General features: G+C 36.6%; 23 protein-coding genes. 10 read left to right on the top strand and 13 right to left on the bottom strand.

Features of this window, described 5'->3' with window-relative positions; translation table 11 throughout:
* Positions 1 to 30: 30 nt before the first annotated feature.
* The 3 genes from parE to D3873_RS06135 are packed head-to-tail and all read left to right on the top strand — an operon-like array spanning position 31 to position 5,649.
* Complete coding sequence (gene parE, locus D3873_RS06145) at positions 31 to 2,004, top strand: DNA topoisomerase IV subunit B (RefSeq protein ID WP_119883223.1); 1,974 nt, start codon at positions 31 to 33, stop codon at positions 2,002 to 2,004.
* Entirely contained in the window at positions 2,001 to 4,427 is a 2,427-nt protein-coding gene (parC, locus tag D3873_RS06140; protein WP_119883222.1) for a DNA topoisomerase IV subunit A, read from the top strand. The genes parE and parC overlap by 4 nt, the downstream gene beginning before the upstream one ends.
* 1 nt (position 4,428) lies before the next feature.
* Complete coding sequence (locus D3873_RS06135; protein WP_119883221.1) at positions 4,429 to 5,649, top strand: MFS transporter; 1,221 nt, start codon at positions 4,429 to 4,431, stop codon at positions 5,647 to 5,649.
* A 145-nt stretch (positions 5,650 to 5,794) separates the two neighbouring features.
* On the opposite strand, the gene D3873_RS06130 is transcribed toward D3873_RS06135, so the two are convergent.
* The 4 genes from D3873_RS06130 to D3873_RS06115 form a co-directional block, all read right to left on the bottom strand.
* Positions 5,795 to 6,169 (bottom strand): rRNA methyltransferase, encoded by a 375-nt coding sequence (locus D3873_RS06130; protein ID WP_119883220.1) that lies wholly within the window; start codon positions 6,167 to 6,169, stop codon positions 5,795 to 5,797.
* Between the two features lie 97 nt (positions 6,170 to 6,266).
* Complete coding sequence (locus tag D3873_RS06125) at positions 6,267 to 6,677, bottom strand: sporulation protein (protein ID WP_119883219.1); 411 nt, start codon at positions 6,675 to 6,677, stop codon at positions 6,267 to 6,269.
* A 33-nt stretch (positions 6,678 to 6,710) separates the two neighbouring features.
* Positions 6,711 to 7,892, bottom strand: a complete 1,182-nt coding sequence (locus tag D3873_RS06120) for an AI-2E family transporter (protein ID WP_119883218.1) — start codon at positions 7,890 to 7,892, stop codon at positions 6,711 to 6,713.
* Between the two features lie 33 nt (positions 7,893 to 7,925).
* Positions 7,926 to 8,870: an LCP family protein gene (locus D3873_RS06115; RefSeq protein ID WP_119884492.1), complete on the bottom strand. Its 945-nt coding sequence runs from the start codon at positions 8,868 to 8,870 to the stop codon at positions 7,926 to 7,928.
* Between the two features lie 143 nt (positions 8,871 to 9,013).
* Between D3873_RS06115 and msrA the strand changes: the two genes are divergently transcribed.
* Positions 9,014 to 9,532 (top strand): peptide-methionine (S)-S-oxide reductase MsrA, encoded by a 519-nt coding sequence (gene msrA / locus D3873_RS06110; RefSeq protein ID WP_119883217.1) that lies wholly within the window; start codon positions 9,014 to 9,016, stop codon positions 9,530 to 9,532.
* 56 nt (positions 9,533 to 9,588) lie between these two features.
* On the opposite strand, the gene D3873_RS06105 is transcribed toward msrA, so the two are convergent.
* Positions 9,589 to 10,770 (bottom strand): MFS transporter, encoded by a 1,182-nt coding sequence (locus tag D3873_RS06105; protein WP_119883216.1) that lies wholly within the window; start codon positions 10,768 to 10,770, stop codon positions 9,589 to 9,591.
* Between the two features lie 130 nt (positions 10,771 to 10,900).
* Between D3873_RS06105 and D3873_RS06100 the strand changes: the two genes are divergently transcribed.
* Entirely contained in the window at positions 10,901 to 11,206 is a 306-nt protein-coding gene (locus D3873_RS06100; protein WP_119883215.1) for a hypothetical protein, read from the top strand.
* 35 nt (positions 11,207 to 11,241) lie between these two features.
* Here the strand turns inward: D3873_RS06100 and D3873_RS06095 are convergent, their stop codons facing one another.
* A complete protein-coding gene (locus D3873_RS06095; RefSeq protein ID WP_119883214.1) occupies positions 11,242 to 12,597 on the bottom strand; it encodes a diguanylate cyclase in 1,356 nt (451 codons plus the stop codon).
* Positions 12,598 to 12,719: 122 nt separating this feature from the next.
* Between D3873_RS06095 and D3873_RS06090 the strand changes: the two genes are divergently transcribed.
* Positions 12,720 to 14,327: an ABC-F family ATP-binding cassette domain-containing protein gene (locus D3873_RS06090; protein WP_119883213.1), complete on the top strand. Its 1,608-nt coding sequence runs from the start codon at positions 12,720 to 12,722 to the stop codon at positions 14,325 to 14,327.
* A 185-nt stretch (positions 14,328 to 14,512) separates the two neighbouring features.
* Here D3873_RS06090 and D3873_RS06085 read toward each other — a convergent pair whose 3' ends face one another.
* On the bottom strand, positions 14,513 to 15,010 hold the full coding sequence (locus tag D3873_RS06085; RefSeq protein WP_119883212.1) for a YkvA family protein: 498 nt from the start codon (positions 15,008 to 15,010) through the stop codon (positions 14,513 to 14,515).
* 91 nt (positions 15,011 to 15,101) lie between these two features.
* Here D3873_RS06085 and D3873_RS06080 point away from each other — a divergent pair, with 91 nt between their 5' ends.
* The gene (locus D3873_RS06080) at positions 15,102 to 15,752 is read left to right on the top strand and encodes a hypothetical protein (protein WP_119883211.1); all 651 of its coding nucleotides are present in this window, start codon (positions 15,102 to 15,104) and stop codon (positions 15,750 to 15,752) included.
* A gap of 54 nt (positions 15,753 to 15,806) precedes the next feature.
* Here D3873_RS06080 and D3873_RS06075 read toward each other — a convergent pair whose 3' ends face one another.
* Together D3873_RS06075 and D3873_RS06070 are read right to left on the bottom strand one after the other, a co-directional pair.
* Positions 15,807 to 16,007 carry a cold-shock protein gene (locus D3873_RS06075; RefSeq protein ID WP_119883210.1) on the bottom strand — a complete coding sequence of 67 codons (201 nt, stop codon included), beginning with the start codon at positions 16,005 to 16,007 and terminating at the stop codon, positions 15,807 to 15,809.
* 104 nt (positions 16,008 to 16,111) lie between these two features.
* On the bottom strand, positions 16,112 to 16,414 hold the full coding sequence (locus D3873_RS06070; RefSeq protein WP_119883209.1) for a DUF1033 family protein: 303 nt from the start codon (positions 16,412 to 16,414) through the stop codon (positions 16,112 to 16,114).
* Positions 16,415 to 16,558: 144 nt separating this feature from the next.
* Here D3873_RS06070 and D3873_RS06065 point away from each other — a divergent pair, with 144 nt between their 5' ends.
* Genes D3873_RS06065 through D3873_RS06055 form a run of 3 tightly spaced genes read left to right on the top strand, consistent with a single transcriptional unit; the run spans position 16,559 to position 18,727 of the window.
* A complete protein-coding gene (locus D3873_RS06065; protein WP_238473832.1) occupies positions 16,559 to 16,840 on the top strand; it encodes an acylphosphatase in 282 nt (93 codons plus the stop codon).
* A 53-nt stretch (positions 16,841 to 16,893) separates the two neighbouring features.
* Positions 16,894 to 17,565 carry a 5-bromo-4-chloroindolyl phosphate hydrolysis family protein gene (locus tag D3873_RS06060; protein WP_119883208.1) on the top strand — a complete coding sequence of 224 codons (672 nt, stop codon included), beginning with the start codon at positions 16,894 to 16,896 and terminating at the stop codon, positions 17,563 to 17,565.
* Complete coding sequence (locus D3873_RS06055; protein WP_119883207.1) at positions 17,540 to 18,727, top strand: toxic anion resistance protein; 1,188 nt, start codon at positions 17,540 to 17,542, stop codon at positions 18,725 to 18,727. The genes D3873_RS06060 and D3873_RS06055 overlap by 26 nt, the downstream gene beginning before the upstream one ends.
* Positions 18,728 to 18,734: 7 nt before the next feature.
* Here D3873_RS06055 and D3873_RS06050 read toward each other — a convergent pair whose 3' ends face one another.
* The 4 genes from D3873_RS06050 to D3873_RS06035 are packed head-to-tail and all read right to left on the bottom strand — an operon-like array spanning position 18,735 to position 22,329.
* Positions 18,735 to 20,624, bottom strand: a complete 1,890-nt coding sequence (locus tag D3873_RS06050) for a VWA domain-containing protein (protein ID WP_119883206.1) — start codon at positions 20,622 to 20,624, stop codon at positions 18,735 to 18,737.
* A gap of 4 nt (positions 20,625 to 20,628) precedes the next feature.
* Entirely contained in the window at positions 20,629 to 21,486 is an 858-nt protein-coding gene (locus D3873_RS06045; protein ID WP_420799002.1) for an ATP-binding protein, read from the bottom strand.
* 49 nt (positions 21,487 to 21,535) lie between these two features.
* Positions 21,536 to 21,733, bottom strand: coding sequence for a DUF6501 family protein (locus D3873_RS06040; protein ID WP_119883204.1), 198 nt, complete (start codon positions 21,731 to 21,733; stop codon positions 21,536 to 21,538).
* Positions 21,730 to 22,329 carry a DedA family protein gene (locus tag D3873_RS06035; RefSeq protein ID WP_119883203.1) on the bottom strand — a complete coding sequence of 200 codons (600 nt, stop codon included), beginning with the start codon at positions 22,327 to 22,329 and terminating at the stop codon, positions 21,730 to 21,732. Before D3873_RS06035 ends, D3873_RS06040 begins: the two co-directional genes overlap by 4 nt.
* Positions 22,330 to 22,449: the final 120 nt, after the last annotated feature.

Here is a 22,449-nt window from a genome sequence, read left to right as displayed (position 1 = left end):
AGCGTCTGTTGCCTGATGGAGGGGAAATGAATGACCACAAAGAAAAATATGAATACATATAATGACGATGCAATTCAAGTATTAGAAGGACTCGAAGCCGTACGTAAGCGGCCAGGTATGTATATCGGTTCGACGGATGCTCGCGGATTGCATCATTTAGTTTACGAGATTGTTGATAATGCAGTGGATGAAGCACTAGCAGGTCACGGCGATCACATAAAAGTTACTATACACGAAGACAATAGCATTAGTGTTCGAGACTACGGTCGAGGGATGCCAACCGGAATACATAAAACCGGGAAACCAACGCCTGAAGTAATTTTTACTGTACTTCATGCTGGTGGAAAGTTCGGTCAAGGTGGGTATAAAACGAGTGGAGGCTTGCATGGTGTAGGTGCTTCTGTTGTAAATGCACTTTCTTCATTTGTAGAAGTAACTATACATCGTGACGGTCAGAAGTTTCGTCAGCGTTTTGAAAATGGTGGAAAACCTGTCACGACGCTTGAAAAGCTTGGTTCTACAAAAGAAACTGGCACACTTATTCATTTCTTACCAGATCCGACGATTTTCTCTACAACAAAATATAATTATGAAACGCTAAGTGAGAGATTACGAGAGTCTGCGTTTTTATTGAAAGGACTAAAAATTGATCTAGTCGATTTACGTTCTGATGTCCACGAAACATTCTACTTTGAAACAGGAATAGAAGCCTTCGTGGAATATTTGAATGAAGAAAAAGACGTCCTTCATAAAGTTGCATACGTGGAAGGTTCTCAAGACGAACTGGAAGTAGAGTTTTCGTTTCAATTTAACGATGGCTATTCAGAAACGATTCTTTCTTTCGTAAACAACGTACGTACTCGTGATGGTGGAACGCATGAGACTGGTGCCAAAACGGCACTTACTCGCGTATTTAATGAATATGCTCGAAAAATAGGATTATTAAAAGAGAAAGACAAAAACTTAGATGGACTGGACATACGGGAAGGTATTACAGCAATTGTTTCTGTGCGAATTCCAGAGAATTTACTACAATTTGAAGGGCAAACTAAAGGCAAGTTAGGCACAAGTGAAGCAAGAAGTGCTGTCGATGCAGTTGTTTCCGAAAAAGTGATGTATTTCCTTGAAGAAAATGCTGATTTAAGCGCTTCTCTAGTACGAAAAGCAATTCGTGCATCGCAAGCTCGTGAGGCAGCGCGTAAAGCGAGAGAAGACGCCCGAAATGGGAAAAAACGAAAAAAATCAGATACTCTTTTATCTGGTAAGCTGACACCTGCCCAATCAAGAAATGCCGCAAAAAATGAACTATATCTTGTGGAGGGTGATTCCGCAGGGGGCTCTGCAAAACAAGGACGAGATCGTTCATTCCAAGCAATTTTACCTTTACGTGGAAAAGTCATTAATACCGAAAAAGCAAAGCTTGAAGATATTATGAAAAACGAAGAAATAGCGACGATTATCCATGCTATCGGCGGTGGAGTTGGTGCAGATTTCTCTGTGGCAGATATCGCATACGACAAAATTGTCATTATGACAGATGCTGACACGGATGGTGCGCATATTCAAGTGTTATTACTGACTTTCTTCTATCGTTATATGAAACCGCTGATCGAGGCGGGAAAAGTATATATTGCTTTACCACCGCTATATAAGGTATATCGTGGTGTCGGAAAGAAAGAAGTAGTGGAATACTCCTGGACAGAAGTGGAACTAGATGCCGCGATTAAAAAAATCGGCAAAGGATATGGCATACAGCGCTATAAAGGATTAGGCGAGATGAATGCGGATCAATTGTGGGAGACAACGATGAATCCTGAAACGCGCACATTAATCCGTGTCACAATTGAAGATGCCTCCCGTGTGGAACGTCGAGTCACCACACTTATGGGAGATAAAGTCGAACCACGAAGAAAGTGGATTGAATCCAATGTGAATTTTGGTTTAGATGAAGAAAGCAACATTTTAGAGAATGACTTCATCCATGCCGAGGAGGAACTTGTATGACCCAAACCGAACGTTATCAAGATTTGCCCTTAGAAGAAGTGATTGGAGATCGATTTGGGCGATACAGTAAGTACATTATTCAAGATCGTGCACTTCCTGATGCAAGGGATGGTTTAAAACCTGTTCAGCGTCGTATTTTATATGCAATGTCTCAAGAAGGGAATACACACGAGAAGGCATTTCGTAAATCTGCAAAAACGGTCGGGAATGTAATCGGTAACTATCATCCGCATGGTGATAGTTCTGTTTATGAAGCAATGGTAAGGATGAGTCAAGATTGGAAAGTTCGTCATATGTTGATTGAAATGCACGGAAACAATGGTTCGGTGGACGGCGATCCTCCAGCTGCGATGCGTTATACAGAGGCACGTCTTTCTGCAATTGCTTCAGAAATGCTGCGTGACATTCAGAAACGTACCGTCGATTTCATCCCTAACTTTGATGATTCTGAAATGGAACCGACCGTTTTACCAGCAAGATTTCCGAATCTTCTAGTGAATGGTTCGACAGGGATCTCTGCCGGTTATGCGACGGATATCCCTCCGCATTCCTTGCATGAAGTGCTTGATGCAGTATTAATGCGTTTAAGTAATAAAGAGGCGACTGTGGAAGAGTTAATGACAGTGTTAAAGGGTCCTGATTTTCCAACGGGAGGAACCATTCAAGGAATAGATGGAATACGAAAAGCCTATGAAACAGGCAAAGGGAAAATCGTTATTCGTTCCAAATCAGAGATTGAACAACTTAAGGGTGGCAAGCAACAAATAGTCATTACAGAAATTCCGTATGAAGTGAACAAAGCTAATTTAATCAAACGAATTGATGAGCAACGCTTAGATAAACGATTAGATGGAATTGCAGATGTTCGAGATGAATCTGATCGTACGGGACTTCGAATGGTAATTGAATTAAAAAAAGAAGTAGATGCTAATGGCATTTTGCAATTTTTATTAAAAAACACCGATTTGCAAATTTCCTATAACTTTAATATGATTGCCATTCATAATCGTCGTCCTACTATGATGACGTTGCCTTTATTACTAGATGCTTACATTAATCATCAAAAAGATGTCATTACGAAACGTTCCGAATTTGATTTGCAAAAAGCAAAGGATCGTTTACATATAGTAGATGGATTAATTAAAATGATTTCGATTTTGGATCAAGTTATTCAGACGATTCGATCTTCGAATGATAAACGCGATGCAAAGAATAATTTGATTGCTTCCTTCCAATTTTCAGAAGCTCAAGCGGAAGCGATTGTTTCGCTTCAGTTATACCGTTTAACAAATACAGATATTACAGAGCTACAAAACGAGCAAAACAGTTTAAACAGCACTATATCTGAATTAGAAGGTATTTTAACGAATGAAAAAACATTAATTAAAACCATTCAAAAAGAATTGCTAGCTATTCGAAAACAATTTGCCGAACCAAGAAAATCGACGATAGAAGATGAAATCGAAGAAATAAAACTGACTTTGGATGTGATGATTCCAAGTGAAGAGGTCGTTGTAACAGTCACGAAAGATGGATATATAAAACGAACGAGCGTACGTTCGTATAATGCATCGAACGGTCAGGACTTTGCGATGAAAGATTCGGATCAAGTTTTATTTGAAGGTATGTCAAATACACAGCATCATTTGCTTGTGTTTACATCAAAAGGAAATTATATCTATCAACCTGTTCATGAACTGCCTGATATTCGTTGGAAAGATTTAGGACAACATATGTCGAGTATTGTTTCTATGGATGCAAACGAATCGGTTATCGCGGCATATGCGCTTGAGAATTTTGATGGACCGTATTATGTCGTTACAAGCTCTTCTAGTGGCCAAGTAAAACGTTCCGCACTAAAAGATTTTCAAGTGCAACGTTATTCGAAGAGTCTTACCGCGATGAAGTTGAAAAAAGAGGATCATTTAGTTTCCGTTGAGTTAGTGGAGGAAGCAAAAGACATCTTACTAGTATCGGAATACGGTTATGCTGTTCGATTTGCCTCATCTGAAATCCCTGTAACAGGTGTCAAAACAGGTGGTGTGAAAGGTATTAACTTAAAAGATAACGATCAACTAGTAAGTATGGTCATATTGCCGAATTCAGATGAAATGGACCTTCTTCTCATTACGCATCGTGGATCTGTTAAAAAAATGTCTTCCAAAGAATTCGAAGTAGGTGCACGAGCAAAACGTGGGATTGTGGTACTAAGAGAATTAAAAAGCAATCCTCATCGTGTGTATAACGTACTTTCCGTTCAAAAAGACGATATCGTCTCTATTGAAACAGCAAAAGGTGTAAAAGAAGCTATTTATCCATCAACGATTCGCGTTTCCGATCGCTATTCGAACGGGTCGTTTGCTGTTGACACAGAAAAGGATGGAAAGATTGTCCGCATCGTTGTCGGAAAGAAAGTGGAATAAAATGTTCAAAAATCGAAATGTATGGATTATATTAGCAGGAGAGATGATTGCCGGTCTAGGTTTGTGGACCGGCATTATTGGTAATTTAGAGTTCATGCAGCATGAAATTCCGTCCGATTTTCTTAAATCCGTTATTATGGCAATTGGTTTACTTGCAGGTATCGCAATAGGACCATTAGCTGGAAGAATCATTGATACTTCTAGAAAAAAGACGGTGCTCATTTTATCGGGAATCGGTAGAATGCTTAGTGTTATTTTTATGCTCATTGCGATTTCGACAGGATCCATATGGTGGATGGTTGCTTTTATGATAAGTATTCAACTTTCCGCTGCATTTTATTTTCCTGCACTTCAAGCAACAATCCCTTTAGTTGTATCAGATGAAAAGTTATTGCAAATGAATGGGTATCATATGAACGTAGCGACGTTATCACGTATAGCAGGAACAGCATTAGCAGGAGTTGTGCTAGTTTATTGGTCACTTCAATCCTTATATATTGTTTCTATGGTAGCTTATGCAGGTCTCTTACTCTTTACTTTTTTCCTTCAGATTGAAGAAAAGAGGGAGGAGAGGGAAGCTCAAATTAAACTTCCAAATGCGACGAAATCTTCTTTTATGGATATGTTCCCAGTGATTAAAGGCTATCCAGCAGTATTAATGGGCCTTGTTTTATTACTTATACCATTACTATTTATAGGTTCATTTAATTTAATTGTCATAAATATAAGCGAAATTCAAGATTCTTCGTCTATTAAAGGATTAATCTACGCGGTAGAAGGAACATCTGTAATGCTTGGTTCGTTTCTAGTCAAATACTTGCAAAAGAAATGGAAAACTGGCGTGTTAATCTTTTTCTTCGCGAGTATGATAGGTGTTGCTCAATATTTACTCGTTTTTGCAGAAAGTCAGTTGCTGACTCTGCTAGCATTTGGAGTATTTGGATATTCAGTAGGGAGTTTTTTCCCAAGTATTATGACCATTTTTCAACGACAGATGCCAAAAGAATACCATGGACGATTTTTCTCATTCCGTAATATGCTAGAAAGAATAGTGTTCCAGATTGTATTACTTGTAACTGGTGGATTATTAGATCTCATCGGATTGCAATGGATGGTCATCTTATTTGGATCATTTAGTTTTATCATGAGTTTTGTTTTTTGGTTACAAGTGAAAAAACATCAAATCGAATTAGATACAAATACAACATTAGCAACGACTTAAAATCGTTGCTTTTTTTATTGGAAATGAAACCTGGTGACTCATTATAGGAAAATAACTTAATTTCTCATTTATTTAAGAATACTCAAATATGAGATTTAACTTCCGATAATTTATATTATGACGGGGGCGTTGAATTATAAAATCATTATTCTTCCACTCTAAACCGGTGAGAACTACTTTTTGCGTTCTGTAAGTCGATATTTTTCACACTGTACTCCATTATGTCATTTATCGATACGTTTTTGTCTTTTGCATACTTACGCACTATATTTAACAGGTCTTTATCAAAAGTCGTCTTGTACTGAATGCGATCAGTCGGTCTTTTAAACTGGTCCTTCACAAACTCATTTTGCCTTAAGGTTTTTTCTAATCCTGTTTCCAGCAAGTAATTGGCGTACGTGTGATTTTTTTCAGCAAGCGCACGTAATTCTTCTAATAAACGTTTACTAAAAGTGGTTCGAAACTTAACTCGTGAGGAATCATTCGCTTGATATAAACGGTCACCTATTTTTATCCACATCGTTTTCACTCCATAATAGTATTATGTAAACTGTTTCTACTTTCATAAAAACAACCACCATTGAATGGTGGTTGTTTATTTTCTTGCTATGGATACACTATTCAGCTTCACCGTAAAGAATTTCATCTTCATCGTATACATCTACAGCATTTGCTATATGAATCGTCGTACGAAGCAGTAACTTTTCGTTATCTTGTATGCTCCAGCGATCATCAGGCTGCATTTCAAAAGGAATCATTCTCGTTTCCTTTGATTTTAAAGAACCAACTAACTCAATGGAATGCTTCGAGATCAATTGATCTGTGACATCAAAATCACTATCCTCCCGGTGTCCCTCCACTCGTTTTATTACTTCTAGTTTTACATATTCAATCATTTGTTCGCTATCTCCACCATCGATATAAATGGTTCCCGATAAATTTTCATCAAATGTAAGCTCTCTTTTGTCTAGTATGGTGTCGACTTTCATCGTACCTATTCCAATTGTCGACAAAAACTTCTTCAACATGTTGCTTCCTCCTAAAATATGCTTTTACTACTATTATTTTGTATTTGCGTATTTCAGTTCTGGATCTGGTTGATAGCGGTCGTACCTTGCACGAATTAAACGATACCAATGTGTGACTACTACTTTTAATAAGGCATATCCTGGTATCCCAAGAATAACGCCCGGTACACCAAATAACGAACCTGCAGTTAATAACACGAAAATAATTGTAATTGGGTGTATATGTAATGACTTACCCATTATTTGTGGAGAGATAAACTTTCCTTCCACCAATTGGACGATTGTCCACACGATCGCTAGCTTTACTAACATAAATGGTGATGTCACGATAGCGATGATTGCTGCCGGTGTGATTGCGATAATTGGTCCTAAGTATGGTACAACACTGGTGACCATTGCCAACACGCCTAAAAGAAGTGCATAGTCCATACCGATGATAAGAAATCCGATGAATACCATAAACCCAATGCAAAACGATACAAGTAATTGTCCTTGAATATACGCACTTATTTGTTTGTCCGCATCTTTCATGATCAATTGCGCATCATCTCTCATGGTTGGAGGAAGTAACCGAATAATGTAACTCGGAAGCTTTTTCCCATCTTTTAATAAATAAAAGAGAATAAACGGAACAGTAACAACTGCTAATACGAAGCCCGTAAGCGTAGAAATGAATGTTCCAACTCCACTTAGTAAACCACCAGCTGCATCCTGGATAGTAGCTGCAAAGCCATCAGGCAAGTCTTTTAAATATTCTTGAGGAGTTAAATTCATCGATACATAATATTCTTGAAAGATAGAATTACGCAAGAACGTATCGATCGACACTAATAGTTGCTGAAAATAGGTCGGAAATTCTTCTATTAATGTGGAAAATTGGTCTTTTAAAAATGGTAATACTAAAAATATAAGCAATGTGAAAAGGCCAATGATACCAACAAAAAGTAGAACAATTCCCCATATTTTTGGTATTTTCGCTTTTTCTAGCAATCCAAGTACAGGACGTAATAAATAGTACAGTATAGTTGCCATGATTACAGGAAAGACAACATTACCGATGAAAATTTGTATTGGATAGAAAACAAATGAAACTTTATCAAAGATTAAGATGATTAATCCAATAAGTAAAATCACGAGCAGCAGAAAAAGTGTATTTCTACCGCCTAAAAATTGAATAACTCGCGTTTGAAAAAAAGACGGTTGCTCTTTATTCATAGTTGAAGTTGCCCCTTTCTCTCTAAACTTCGACTAGTTTTGTAAAAAATCCTGCAATGCTTGTCGATTTTGTTCAACATCAATTTCTAAAACCGAGCCAGCATGTGAGTAATTGGCAAACTGATAGGAATTTTCAACAGGAATAGTCAATTTTGATGTGTCATAATCTTTTGTAGCAATTTGCAATAAATGCAGGACTTCTTCAGTTGTTGAATAATCAGTTTCGACAGTACCTTTTACTGCTCCAGCGAGTTTCGGATAACGGTAAGCAGCAAGAGGCTTTAAAACTGTATCTTTTAGTGCTTCTATCGCTTGTTGTTGACGACGAACGCGTCCAAAATCTCCTTCATTATCGGCACGAAATCTTGCATAACCTAACAATTCTTTACCATTTAATGTTTGTTCACCTGCTTTTAAAGATACACCAATTTTCTCGGACATATCTTTTTCAACATCTAGTTTAACCCCATTCGGTGCGGCAATATCGACAATCGTTTCGAAATTAGAGAAATCGATTAAAGCATAGTGTTGAATAGGCACTCCAAACATATGTGTGATGGTATCTTTTGCAAGTTGAACGCCACCTAAATAGTAAGCAGTATTTAGCTTGTACGACTTGTATCCTGGAATATCTGCATAAATATCTCGCATGAAGGAGACCATTTTAATGGTCTTTTTCTCTTTGTTCATCGATATTAACATCATCGTATCCGAACGAGATTTTTCTTCTCCACGGCTATCCACACCAAGTAGTAAGACATTCACATTACTAGGGTTTTTCACATCTAACTCATCACCTGAAAACGGAATATCCGATTTCTTGGTTGTATTCGTTAACGTATATCCATTGCGATATTGAATCACACTTACAATCGTTAAAATAACAAGTGCTGCTAAAAATAATTTCACAAATAGTTTGGTTTTTCGGAAAGGTTTGGCCTTTCTCGCCATTCTACTATGAGATTCAAATTCTTCCATTCGAAAATCACCTTCACTTTCCTTTATATCAACGTTTACTAACGAAATAAGTTGCAAAAATTCATCCTACAAATCATAGATGTTGTACGGGGTAAATGCAAGTGCTACAATTCGTTTTAGTGAATGAAAGTGAGGAATGAGAAATGGAAAAAGCATATTTTGCTGGAGGCTGTTTTTGGTGCATGGTGAAGCCGTTTGATCAGTGGGACGGTATAGAAACAGTTATTAGTGGTTACATGGGTGGAACAACAGAAAATCCTACATATGAAGATGTGAAAGAAGGAAATACGGGACACTTAGAAGTAGTCGAAATCAGCTTTGACCCTGCTGTCTTTTCATATGAAAAATTACTCGAAATATATTGGCAGCAAATTGATCCTACGGATGATGGAGGACAATTCCATGATCGTGGTGAATCCTATAAAACCGCCATTTTTTATTCAACTGAAACACAAAAAAAACAAGCAGAACAATCAAAAGACGAATTAGCACACAGCGGAAAGTTCTCAAAACCAATCGTTACAGAAATCAGAGAAGTTCAACCTTTTTATCCTGCAGAAGAATATCATCAAGATTACTATAAAAAAAACAAATCACATTATGAAGAAGACCGAGCGGTTTCTGGTCGTGACGAATTCCTGGATAAGCATTGGAAAAAATAATACATGAAAAAACGCACAAGAGTCATATGCTTGTGCGTTTTTATATAAATAGGTTGCTATTGTTCTCTCGCTCTTTTTAATAAGAATGTGAAGATTGCCATCATAACCATCATCAATAACATCAGCAAGATTGTCCATGTGTGTGAATTCGTCGCATCATATAATATTCCAATTACTAATGGGAAAATTCCACCGATTACGAACCCTCCACTCAGTACCATCGCGCTCCATTCATTTGCTTCGAACGGATTGGTTGTTTCATCTAACGGAAGCAATAAACCTACTGGGAATAAGACTGCTAGTGTAATACCAAGTAATACTGCTGAAACCCAGATCAAGTTTGGAATGCCCGTCAACATAAAGAGTAATCCAACAGTTCCTATTGAAAGCGCTACAAAGATCCAAAACAAACGATTTGGATTTTTATTCATTAAAAAAGGGACTAATAAGTTAAAAAATAATTGTACAGTCGTCATAAGTGTAATAGTTGAGCCAGCTTTTAATAAAGAATAGCCCATTTCGCCAGCGATGGAACCAAGCCAAGTTGTCAATGCAAAAAACAATGCACATTGGAATCCAAAAAATAACATGATCATCCACGCTCGGTAGTTTTTCCATGGGGAGCGGACAATAGGTTCGATGAAGACATCTTCTGTCGTTGTTTTTTCCACGATTTGTGGTTTGTACACGATGAACCAAACAATTAGAGAAATAACGGCTAAAATACCCCAAGTTGCAAGTGCTGCAGACCAATTCGACTGATATCCTACATAGAAATAGCCGGTCAATCCTGCACTCAGAGTTGCTCCCCCACCCATTCCTAAAGAATATACGCTTATAGCTAAAGGTGTTTGTGAGGCAAAACGTTCTTTAATAAAGGAGGACAAAATCGGACCCATAATCGCAATCGCGATTCCGACAACAAATGATGTCAGTAAAAGTCCCATATAGGCGCTCCAAACAAATCGTAAAGCAGTAAAAATTCCAATAACAAGTACAAGAAGTGTTATCCCCCACTTTTGACCAAATCTTCTTAACCACCAAACTGCTAACGGAGCAAATAATCCCATACAAATGACAGGTATAGATGTTAATAAACTTATTTCACTATTGGATAATGCTAAATCATTTCGAATAGTATCAAGTAATGGACCAATAGAGGTAATCGCTGGACGCATATTTAATGAAAGCAAAAAGATTGCTAGTAATAATCCAATCGACGTTTTTGTGAGTTTCATTCCTAATTCCTCGTTTCTATAGCATGCAATATTAAGTAAATCATATCAGACGTCTGACCACAAGTATATTCTACTCAAACTTGTGTTCGCATCAAAATTATACTATTATTGCAGGGAAAGGATGAAGAAAATGAATTTACTTCAATGGAGTTATACGAAACGCTATCAAGTAAAAGCAATTTTTGATAAATTCCCTGATCAAGTTTTTGTCTTTCGTACGATTGGATCCTATTATTTCGTATTTACAACTAAAGGTTCACCAATGCATGTTTATCCGACAAGAGAAGATTACGTCGCAATGGAATTACTAATAAATGAAGAATTGGATTTGCTGCCCCATTATTTAACACGAAGAAATTCTAAAGAAGATACATATATCAACAGTTGGTTAGAAAATACAAAAAGAACTTCCTCGGTGCTGCACCCCAAAAGTTAGAGTTAAAAATCTAACTTTTGGGGGTCACTACCCTCTTAAATCCTAGGAAGTTCTTTTTCATATAATTTAATCGAATTACGTCCATCGTTTTTTGCTTCATATAGTGCATGATCTGCGAATTTAATTAAGTCATGAAACATGTCACAGGAATTGTACTCACAGACTCCAGCCGAAAAAGACAGAGAGATGGTTTCCCCTTTTGCGTGAATACTATTTTGAGAACATAGCGATTGTAATCGTTCTAAGACATTCACGGCATCTTTCGAAAGTGTTTTAGGAAACAGCACTAGGAACTCTTCCCCTCCCCATCTGGCGACGATATCCTCATCCCGTACATTTTCTATTAAAAGGTTGGAAAAAGAAACTAGCACTTCATCACCAACAAGATGTCCGTACTCATCATTTATGAGTTTAAAATAATCCAAATCTAAAATAGCTAAGGAGAAAATTTCATTCTTTTCTGGAAACTCGAGTTGTTCGCGTTCGATTTCAGACATCATTTTCCGACGATTATAGAGGCTTGTTAATGGATCTGTTATAGAGATTTCCTTTATCTGCTCTAATAATTGCTCTAGCTCTTTGTTCCGAGTTTTTAGTTCATATTCCATTTCTTTTCGTTCGGTAATATCGACATGCGTTCCAATCAATCGTGTCGCTTTACCAGTTTTGTCTCTTGAAAAGGCTTTTCCACGGTCTAATATCCAGCGATATGTCCCATCTTTATGGCGTAGACGATGTTCATTTTCATAAAATGTCGTTTCATTTTCAAGATGAGCACGAATATCAGCCATAGCTTTTTGCAAATCGTCTGGATGAACACGACTTTCCCATTCAGCGAAATCATTCTTTAATTCGTGTTCATCAAACCCTAACATACTTTTCCAATGCTTGGAGAAGTAGATCTTATCATGCAGGACATCCCAATCCCATACACCTTCACGTGCGCTATCAATGGCAGCAGACCACCTAAGCTCTAAAGACATATGTAAATCAATTTCTTTTTTTAAATCCGTTTGATCGATTATGTAGGAATACACTTGAATGTTCTGTAAGTCATCTACATTTGTATAGGTATATGTTTTTATGAATCGAATATCACCATTCTTAGCATAAATGCGATAAGTCGCTTCCCAAAAATGTAATCCTAACGCTATATTGTTTCGAATATTATGTCGGAATGATTCACGGTCCTCTTCAAAAATGATGTGTAGGAGTGGATATTTTCCAGTCGTTAAATCTTGAGGAAGATACCCAAAAATTCGAGTAACATTTGGCGAAACATGTTTGACGATTTGATTTTCTTTCTCTAATATCCAGTGCAATAAAACGATTGGACCTTCTGTCGTCATACGATTATCCGACTCAGGATCAATCTGCAACTTTTCTCCCATTACTAACACCTCACTTGTGACTATAGTATACTCCCTCAAGTTCGCTTTTGCTATTGTTTTCATAGGAATGAGACGTCAATTTGTGTATAATAGGAGTATTGTGAATTGAAGGAGGCAACAACATGATTGCAGTAAATAATGTAAGTTTACGATTTGGTGATCGCAAACTTTTTGAAGATGTTCATATACAATTTAATCCGGGTAACTGTTATGGATTAATCGGCGCTAATGGTGCTGGAAAATCTACGTTTTTAAAGATTTTGTCTGGAGAATTAGAACCCCAAGAAGGTTCTGTTACTATGAATCCAAACGAACGTTTAGCGGTTCTAAAACAAAACCACTTCGAATATGAAGATATGGTCGTGTTAGAGACCGTCATCATGGGACACAAACGATTATATGAAGTGATGAATGAAAAAAATGCAATTTATATGAAAGAGGATTTTTCGGACGAAGATGGAATGCGTGCAGCTGAACTAGAAGGTGAATTTGCAGAGTTAAATGGTTGGGAAGCTGAATCAGAAGCAGCCATTCTTCTACAAGGTCTTGGCGTACCCGAGAATCTTCATAGCAAAAAAATGGCTGATTTAACAGGTTCAGAAAAAGTAAAGGTATTGTTAGCACAAGCATTGTTTGGTAAACCTGATGTGCTACTACTAGATGAGCCTACGAACCACCTGGATTTAAAAGCGATCGCTTGGTTAGAAGAGTTTTTGATAAACTTTGAAAACACTGTAATTGTCGTTTCCCATGACCGTCACTTTTTGAATAAAGTATGTACTCACATTGCGGACCTTGATTTTAGTAAAATCCAATTATATGTCGGAAACTATGATTTCTGGTATGAGTCTAGTCAATTAGCCTTAAAAATGGCCTCTGATCAAAACCGTAAAAAAGAAGAGAAAATTAAAGAGTTGCAAGAATTCATTGCACGATTTAGTGCCAATGCTTCTAAATCGAAACAAGCTACTTCACGAAAGAAAATGTTAGATAAAATTGAGTTAGATGACATTCGTCCCTCTTCGAGAAAGTATCCATATGTCAATTTTCAAATGGCTAGAGACATTGGGAACGATGTTTTAACAACACAGGACCTTTCAATTGATGTAGAGGGCGAAACGCTAGTTCAAAATATGAACTTTATGATGAATCGAGAAGACAAAATTATTTTGTTAGGTGATCCACTTGCGAAAAGTGCTTTGTTAGATGTTTTAGCAGAAGAAAAAGAGCCGACTTCTGGCACATTAAAATGGGGTGTTACAACTACAAGAGCTTACTTCCCACTGGACAACAGTAAATACTTTGAAGGTAGTGAGAATTCCCTTGTAGATTGGTTACGTCAATATTCTCCTGATGATGAAAGCGAAACATTTTTACGTGGCTTCCTTGGAAGAATGTTATTCTCAGGTGAAGAAGTAAAGAAAAAACCTTCTGTTCTATCTGGTGGAGAAAAAGTGCGTTGTATGCTATCGAAGATGATGTTAACCCACTCCAACGTCTTATTATTAGATGAGCCGACGAATCATTTAGACTTAGAATCGATTCAAGCCTTAAATAATGGATTGATCGCTTATAAAGGTGCGATGATTTTCACTTCTCATGACCACCAATTCATTCAAACAATTGCCAACCGTGTAGTCGAAATTTTACCGGATGGAACTGTTTTAGATAAACAATTAACGTTTGATGAGTATTTAGAATGGAAAGAACAACAAGGTATTCAATCTTAATTATGCATATATAAAACTGCTGGCGAAACAACTGTCAGCAGTTTTTTCATGTCTTTTTAATGTATGTTGAATCAGACAATCATTCAAAAGAAAATCAATCGCATACCCTAGAGAATCAATCCTCCTAGATAACAACTCTTATCCTTAGTTCGAAAAAAGCCCGACCGACGTTGGCCGAGCCATACTTATTTTTTTGGTTTGCTTTTTTTCATAAATTTCCCCAATAAGGATCGTGCGGGTAATTTACTAAATAAAGAGTCGCTCAAGTTAGTTAGTTTTTGAAGGGAACTCAATAAAGATTTGTCTCCTACCCAGTGCTCTTCCAATAAGTTCGTCGGTAATTTATTTAACAGAGTGTTTACTACAAAAGTAGCAACGACAATGTCATCCATGAAACCACCAGGCCCTATTAATCCTTCTGGTAGTACATCGATTGGTGTTAAAAAATAGAGTATACCACTACCAATTAAGACTTTATCTTTCCCATCTATTCTGCTGTCCGTCATCGATTTCATTAACAAATAAAATAAATCCGGTGCAAACAACAAATAACTTGTCCATTTATCCCCGCTAGGAAAATTTTTCTTATCGACAAAATTTGTTATTTTCGTTCTTAAATGAAGATAAAACGTTTCTTGTTTTTCTTGTGGTGGTAAAGGTTTAGATAATTCATATTCTGACATTCGCTTCCCTCTTTCAAAAGATGATTTTGAAATATTGTAACAAATAGTGTATACATACGTCTAATAGAATAAAATGATGGGAGGATTTCCGATGTTTCGTCGATTTAGTTATCTCGTTACTGTTGTCATTTTACTTTCTTCTTGCGGCACACCTCAAGAGGGTAAGGTAGATGTATCTGAAGAGAAGAAAAGCGAAGTTCCTGCCGAAAATGAATCTAGCAATTCTACTAATGAGGAGGATCTTGTACTCCAAGAACAATCAATAATTGCGGAATTATCTACTTTCTTTTTAGAAACAGGCCATTCTGCTCATTTCGAAGGTAGTGGAAACGAGTTCGCTACTCTGGAACAAGTTACAAAATGGCATAGTCCCGATGAAGTATCTGTAGTTGAAAATAATGGTGGCACTCAAATTTTACGTACGTATCGATTAACAAAAAAAGGGATTTTTCTTCTTCAAGAAAGAGGAGAATTTTATGATGAATATTCTCCTACTAAAGAGGAGCTGGATACTTTACCTGAAACAAAGCTCATTTTACCTTATCCTCTTCCCTCGACAACTCAAGTCGATACACCCCTAAAAAGCTTTGAACAAGCGTATATGGTCGAAGAAATTGCAGAAGATGGATCAATCAATCGATCGTATTATGTGAAAAATTATGGTTTGGTGAAAAGAGAATTTATCATGCCAAATGATGGTGAAGAAATGATCATCTCTTCTAGTCTCAAAAGTATAAAATAACAAAAAAAGCAGGTGGAGATTTCTTCTCTCACCTGCTTTATATATGATCGTTATTTATAGTTTCGTTACATTAGCTGCTTGAGGTCCGCGATTTCCTTCTACGATTTCAAATTCAACACTTTGACCTTCATCTAATGTTTTAAAACCTTCTCCTTGAATTGCAGAAAAGTGAACAAATACATCATCTTCTCCCTCAATTTCAATGAAACCAAATCCTTTTTCTGCGTTAAACCATTTTACAGTACCTTGTTTCATAACCATCTACCTCCAAAAAAATGTTCAAAGAAAAAATATTTCTTTCTAATTAGTATATCATCTACTAAAAATGGAGAAAAGAAAAAACTATAAATAATGAATATTCACTCACTTTTGAATGGAGTAGCTTTTCCCTCTTTCATACAAATAATGCCATGGTATGTCTGTAAATCATCATCGCATGCATCACAAAATACGATTTCCTCATCTGACCAAAAAGACCAAAATGTATCATCTTTTGTTTTTAAATGAGGATATTTTTGGCTAAATTCCTTTACTTTTAACACAAGTCCATTCATTGCATCATCTATATTATCAAAAGTTTCTGTTTGAACGATATACTCTTCCCAACCTTCGAACATCCACCAAGGTTCATAGTCTGCTTTCATATAAATCAACTGGTACATATAGTCACTTCCTTTGCATCATGTACAAATTGTATCAAAAATACGCCTTTAGTCTACTATTCGGCTCATAATAAGCAGTATGTATTGAAGTTGTCTAAATAGTACGATAAGTTTAAAATAGAAGGTTTTTTAAGGAGGATATTCGTGAAAAAACGAGCACATTTTATCATGCACGGAGATGTTCAGGGAGTTGGCGTGCGATTTTTAGCGAAACAAAAAGCGAATGAATTACGCCTTAAAGGATACTGTAAAGCTTTTGATGAGAATGAAATTGTGATGGAAGTAGAAGGTGAAGAAGAACAAATTGAAAAGTTTGTGTCATTTATCGAGAAAGGAGTTTCTCCCATGGCTTCCATCTCCTCCTTTTCTGTCACTATTTTTGACGAACTAAAAGGGTATACAACAATGGAGTCTGATATTATTTGAAACTTTTCTTCAATAATTACGTATAAAGTAGTGACTTCTTTAGGAGGGATTGTATGACTTCTATATTTTCATTCAGTATGCGTCATCTTATTGGGGCAGTACTGTTCATCATTAGTTACTTTACTTTTGACACTTATGTACAAACAAATTTCGTTGTTTCTTTGTTGTTTAGTTTGGGAATTTATGTCGCTGCAGTTGCTAGTATGAAAAAAATTCAACGTTCAAGATTTATTGCCAAATATGGATTGTCCTATGAGGAATATAAACGAATCCAAATGGAAGTAAAACAAGCTTTGATCAAGGTTGGTAAAATTCAAAAGCAAGTGACAAGAACTCGCTCACTACGCACAATGAAACAACTTTTCCAATTGACGAAAGCCGCTCGCAGAATCATACAGCTAGTTCGAAAAGAACCAAAAAAATTCTACACAGTCGAATCATTTTTTTATCAACACTTAGATTCTGCATTAGAATTAACGTCAAAATTCACTCTATTAACACACCAACCATCTAAATCGAACGATATTCGACTCGCACTATCCGAGACGAAAGAGACGTTAGATCGTGTAGCATCGAATGTTCAAGAAGATCTTCATCGCGCTGTTGCTTCAGATTTAGAACAATTGCAAATGGAGCTACTATATATAAAGAGTTCATCAAATGAATCGAATTCAATTGCTTTTAAAGGAGAACCTGCTAATGAGCCGAAATACTACAGCAAATAACCAATCAAAGTCGATGGATGATTTGTTACAAAACCCCTTCTCTTCTGAGTCGTCTTTTTCTCTTGAAAACGTAAAAGAAACTCCGACTGCTCCTGTTTCATTTATGGAAAGGCTGTCATCAGAAGAACAAGAGAAAGCTAAAACACTAGCTGCACAAATTCCTGTAGGAAACCATGAAGCAATTCTGACATATGGAGCAAATGCACAAAATGAATTGTCTAAGTTTTCTCATCAGATGTTAGATCACGTTCAACGAAAAGATATAGGGCCAGTTGGTGATATTTTAAAAGAATTAATGGATAAACTTGGTGAAATGAATCCCGAGGACTTATCTCAGGGGAAACGAAACGGAGTAAAACGGCTTTTTCGCAAAGTGACGAAGTCAGTCCAGGAAATGATGTCCAAATATCAGCGCTTATCGACTCAAATTGATCGGATAGGTATTCAATTAGAGCATTCGAAAAAAGGATTGCTTGAAGATGTTCATATGTTAGAACAATTATACGATCAAAACAAAGCTTATTTCCAAGCACTAAACATCTATATTGCTGCAGCAGAGTTAAAACGTGACGAGATCACAAAAAAACTCATTCCAGAATTACAACGCAAAGCAGAAAGCTCTTCTGATCAAATGGCTTACCAAGAAGTGAATGATATGGCGCAATTTGTAGATCGCCTTGAAAAAAGAATATACGACTTGCAACTTTCTAGACAAATTACGATTCAAAGTGCCCCACAAATCCGAATGATCCAGCAAACAAATCAAACTCTAGCAGAAAAAATTCAGTCGTCAATCATGACGTCTATTCCATTATGGAAGAATCAAATTGCCATTGCACTTACACTAAATCGACAACAACAAGCTGTCGCTGCCCAAAAACAAGTTTCCAAAACAACAAATGACTTGTTGCTCAAAAATGCAGAAATGTTAAAAGTGAATAGTATCGAAACAGCAAGAGAAAATGAGCGTGGAATTGTTGAAATCGATACATTAAAACAAACTCAAGCTTCTCTTATTCAAACCATTGAAGAAACATTACAAATTCAAGCAGATGGTCGAGTTAAACGTAAAGCAGCAGAGTTAGAAATTGCCAAAATGGAAGAAGAACTAAAAAATCGTTTATTACAAATCCATCACGAATCAGAAAAAGCTCCTCGATGAGGAGCTTTTAAATTGCGCTACTTAACATTCTTCTAAGTAATCTTGTTGTGTGAGAAACAAAGGAATGCAAATTATCGGTCGACACTGTTGTATGCCCGAACAATTGTCGAAACAGATTTTCCTGATCTTCTGTTGGAGGAAAATTACTTAAGAACAAATGCATGAATTGAATATCCTTTTTTTTCGTTAACTCGACAGCTTTTGCAGTATCGATTAATCCGTTTGTTTCATACTGAAAAGCAGAAGGTTCACCATCTGAAAATAGAAGAAGAAATTTATGTTTTTCTTTTCTTTTCTCAAGACGCTCCATCATCCACCTTATTGCAAGCCCATCTCGATTGTCCTCCCCAGGTTCCATCGAGAAAATAGCTTGCGAAGCATCGTTTCTAAAATTATCCATCCGTTGTGAAAACTGAAAACGATTTGGTTGGTTCTTCTCTGTCGCCTCAAATGAATCTTCATCATATTGTACAATGTCGTGAGGTATAGATAATTGTCGCAGAACATCATGAAATAATAGAACAGCCTCTTTTGTCTCGTCCATTTTATCAATCATCGAGGAAGAACCATCCACTAACAATCCAAATACTGCATCTAACTCCTTACTAGGAGCATCTTTTTTATAAAAAAGCTTTGGTCTTTCTTCCAACCACAATGGTAGTAAATTACGTGATAGTCTACCAATAGAGAGATGCTCACGTCTATCTTGTTGTTTTAAATGCATTCTTTTTTTCATCTCTTGAAGAATCGAACGAACAAGTGGAAGTTGTTTTTTTCGCAATTCATGAATAAGCCATTTTGTTTGTTCGTCCACTTCTTGCTTACCATCGGATTCTACAATGGTCACAAATCGATTTTCAGGACCGAAACGATCCCTTTTTTCACTTACTTCCTCTCGTTGTATATCTTCATTTGATGCCTTTTCTATATCAATAAGAGTTTGACCTGTCGATTGACCTTTTCCAATCGTCAAATCAGACGGATGATCTATATCGTCTACTTTACGTCCACTATCCGCTGCTGTATTTACTCCACTGGATAATTCGTATTCTAACGTATGCTGTTTGTTCGATTGCGTTTCACGGTGCCAAGTTTGGTATCTTTCTTTAATAGAATCTGTAGTAGAAGCATTTGAGTCCTCTAAATGTTCCATTTTCCCACTACTTTCTTCATTCACCAAAGCTAGTGAACCGAAAGATGGAATAGCGACATATTCTAATTGACAATCTTCTACTAGAACATCCTCTAAGATGTAGTTAATTTCTCGACAGATTTGCAACACTTCATTTGTGGACTTAGCGTCAAATACATAAAACCATTTTTGTTGAATAATCGAAATAAGTTCAAAATCTATTGGGAAATTAGAAGTAACTAATTCTCCTTTTGTCATTAAACAATACAAGTAATTGAGCAAAGCATCCGCAACAAATCCGCGTTTCAAATTTTCAAAATAAAAACCAGTATGAGCTTGATACTGAACTTCTTCGCGTATGACTAAACTCCTTTTTGTTCCGGGACGAGAAGATTTTATCTGAGCCACCAAACGCACTTCTTCTCCTAATATTGCCAATTGTTGAAGGAACTTTGGAATAGTAGATTTTTGAGTATAGTGAGCGTATTCATTCCAAGCCGTGATTGAAAAATGTTCCCAATAACCAAGTGAAGCTAGATATATATCTGAAAGGAACCCATTGTGCTCAATCTCATCTCCCCTATGCTTCCAAAAAACACTTAGCGATATAGAGTTTTCCTCAGGTGAAAATTCCAAAAACTTTCTAGTGTTCATTTTTAGATATGGATTGTTAGTCAATGCTTGCAGCAGTCGTTCATAGCCCATCCTTTCACGCGTATTAATCTGCTCATTATTAAATTGAATGAATCGGTTAACAGATGACATACGATCACATCCACGTTTTTGCTAATTGAATCACTAGATCTCGTTCCATTTCATCTCGCAACTTTTCTGCAATAGCATACGTAATCGCACGAATGGGATCCATAAATTGCGCTAATTCGATTGCATCCTCTAAGCTACGTATAGACGAGGCTTCATCACTTAAAAGGCCATTTTGCACTTGTTTCATTAAATCCTGTGAAAAAGAGATAAACGAATCGACTAGTCTTGTTGAAACATGTGGAAACTTTCCTATGAGTAATTCTCGAAGCATATCAGATTGAATATAAGGAATGGAAAAACTTATAAATCGGTTTGCGAGTGCTTCATTCATCGGTGTCGTTCCAATATAACCTTCGTTTATAGCCGCAATTACTAGGAAATCAGAATGAGCAATAATCGTCTTTCCTGTGAATGGATTCACTAACATACGACGATAATCCAATACACTATTTAAAATGGAGAGGGTATCTGGTTTTGCCATGTTTATCTCATCAATATATAAAATATGACCATTCTTCATGGCTTTCACGACTGGACCTTCAATGAAGTCTATTATAAGTTGATCGTCTGCTTTTACAATCGTTTTGAATCCAAGTAACGCTTCAGAATCTAAATCGACAGAACAATTCACTACTTGAATTGGTTGTTGGAAAAAGGCCGAAATAGAATCAGCTAATTTTGTTTTACCTGAGCCAGATGGTCCTATAAGTAAAATATTTTTCTTTAAAGATGCTGTAACTAATAAATCATTCCAAAGTTCTGCCGATGGAGCAAGATATCCTCCATCTCCTATTAATCTTTTCTCTTCATTTAGAAAAGATCGATTCAGTCGATCCTGTTGTACTTTCGAAATTAACTCCATATCATTCATCATTTTTCCTCCATTGAAAAAACCGATGAGAAGTCATCGGTCACTCAAAATATGTTTTATAAAATCCGCCGACTTTTCCAGTGTTATCGACAACGAACAAGTACTCTTCTGTTTCATTTTTTACTTCGTACGTGTTTCCTACAGTTAATACGTTGGAAACTAAATACTTCGAAGCATCTGCATGCTTACAAGTAACGGTTTTAATAGTTGGTGATTCTTTCCAGTTAATGTGAATCATTTTGTCTCTTCCCTTCGAAACTTCTTACTTACAGTATACCGAATTACTAGGATTCCTGCGAACAAAAGCAGCAAAATAAGAATGGAAATACGCAAATGGTGGACGATTGTTCCATACGCATTTGGAAAAAGACGTCCAATTTGGAAGTAGAGCATCAACCATCCAGCAGAGGGGATTAAAGAATATTTTAAAAATGTTCCATACGTCATCTCACCTGCCCCTACAACATAAGGCATCGCCCATCTTACTCCTGGAACAAAAAAACTAAAACCAATTGATTTTTTTCCATACTTTTGAAAAAAAGCTTCAAAGCGATTAATTGCATGAATTAAGCGAGTCTTTTTAAATCGTATAATCAGCTTCGAGCCGAATCGTTTTCCAATAAAAAATGCAAATAATGTCGCACTAACTAGTCCCATATATGCACTAAAAAAAGCGATACTTGCGTTTAAATTACGAGTCGCAGTAATATATCCAGAAAAAGAAGCAGCAATCTCATTAGGAAGAGGTAATCCAAACAATAATAACCAATTGATGAGGAACATTGCGAAGTATCCAAATTGATCGATAAAGTCATTCAATACTGAAAGATTCATACGACTTCTCCTCATCTTTTTTCTTTATCTTCCCAAAAAGTAATTCTACTAGCAAACTTTAGTGTTCCACTCAAGTTGAATCACATGCTTCAACCATTTCCATTATAAAAGCGACTAGAC

The organism is Paenisporosarcina cavernae (assembly GCF_003595195.1).
GTDB classification, from domain to species: Bacteria; Bacillota; Bacilli; order Bacillales_A; family Planococcaceae; genus Paenisporosarcina; species Paenisporosarcina cavernae.
Note: the sequence above shows the minus strand (reverse complement) of the source record. Positions and strands in the feature narration are given on the sequence as shown.

Bases quoted from the DNA above. Each gene is read 5' to 3' on its own strand.
- D3873_RS06095 (WP_119883214.1), bottom strand. From the start codon at position 12,597: ATGGGAGAAAAGTTGCAGATTGATCCTGAGTCGGATAATCGTATGACG.
- D3873_RS06035 (WP_119883203.1), bottom strand. From the start codon at position 22,329: ATGAATCTTTCAGTATTGAATGACTTTATCGATCAATTTGGATACTTC.
- D3873_RS06120 (WP_119883218.1), bottom strand. From the start codon at position 7,892: ATGAATAAAGAGCAACCGTCTTTTTTTCAAACGCGAGTTATTCAATTT.
- D3873_RS06105 (WP_119883216.1), bottom strand. From the start codon at position 10,770: ATGAAACTCACAAAAACGTCGATTGGATTATTACTAGCAATCTTTTTG.
- D3873_RS06135 (WP_119883221.1), top strand. From the start codon at position 4,429: ATGTTCAAAAATCGAAATGTATGGATTATATTAGCAGGAGAGATGATT.
- D3873_RS06050 (WP_119883206.1), bottom strand. From the start codon at position 20,624: ATGTCATCTGTTAACCGATTCATTCAATTTAATAATGAGCAGATTAAT.
- D3873_RS06080 (WP_119883211.1), top strand. From the start codon at position 15,102: ATGTTTCGTCGATTTAGTTATCTCGTTACTGTTGTCATTTTACTTTCT.
- D3873_RS06085 (WP_119883212.1), bottom strand. From the start codon at position 15,010: ATGTCAGAATATGAATTATCTAAACCTTTACCACCACAAGAAAAACAA.
- D3873_RS06040 (WP_119883204.1), bottom strand. From the start codon at position 21,733: ATGATTCACATTAACTGGAAAGAATCACCAACTATTAAAACCGTTACT.
- D3873_RS06055 (WP_119883207.1), top strand. From the start codon at position 17,540: ATGAGCCGAAATACTACAGCAAATAACCAATCAAAGTCGATGGATGAT.
- D3873_RS06045 (WP_420799002.1), bottom strand. From the start codon at position 21,486: ATGGAGTTAATTTCGAAAGTACAACAGGATCGACTGAATCGATCTTTT.
- parC (WP_119883222.1), top strand. From the start codon at position 2,001: ATGACCCAAACCGAACGTTATCAAGATTTGCCCTTAGAAGAAGTGATT.
- D3873_RS06130 (WP_119883220.1), bottom strand. From the start codon at position 6,169: ATGTGGATAAAAATAGGTGACCGTTTATATCAAGCGAATGATTCCTCA.
- D3873_RS06100 (WP_119883215.1), top strand. From the start codon at position 10,901: ATGAATTTACTTCAATGGAGTTATACGAAACGCTATCAAGTAAAAGCA.
- D3873_RS06060 (WP_119883208.1), top strand. From the start codon at position 16,894: ATGACTTCTATATTTTCATTCAGTATGCGTCATCTTATTGGGGCAGTA.
- D3873_RS06075 (WP_119883210.1), bottom strand. From the start codon at position 16,007: ATGAAACAAGGTACTGTAAAATGGTTTAACGCAGAAAAAGGATTTGGT.
- msrA (WP_119883217.1), top strand. From the start codon at position 9,014: ATGGAAAAAGCATATTTTGCTGGAGGCTGTTTTTGGTGCATGGTGAAG.
- parE (WP_119883223.1), top strand. From the start codon at position 31: ATGACCACAAAGAAAAATATGAATACATATAATGACGATGCAATTCAA.
- D3873_RS06125 (WP_119883219.1), bottom strand. From the start codon at position 6,677: ATGTTGAAGAAGTTTTTGTCGACAATTGGAATAGGTACGATGAAAGTC.
- D3873_RS06070 (WP_119883209.1), bottom strand. From the start codon at position 16,414: ATGTACCAGTTGATTTATATGAAAGCAGACTATGAACCTTGGTGGATG.
- D3873_RS06090 (WP_119883213.1), top strand. From the start codon at position 12,720: ATGATTGCAGTAAATAATGTAAGTTTACGATTTGGTGATCGCAAACTT.
- D3873_RS06115 (WP_119884492.1), bottom strand. From the start codon at position 8,870: ATGGAAGAATTTGAATCTCATAGTAGAATGGCGAGAAAGGCCAAACCT.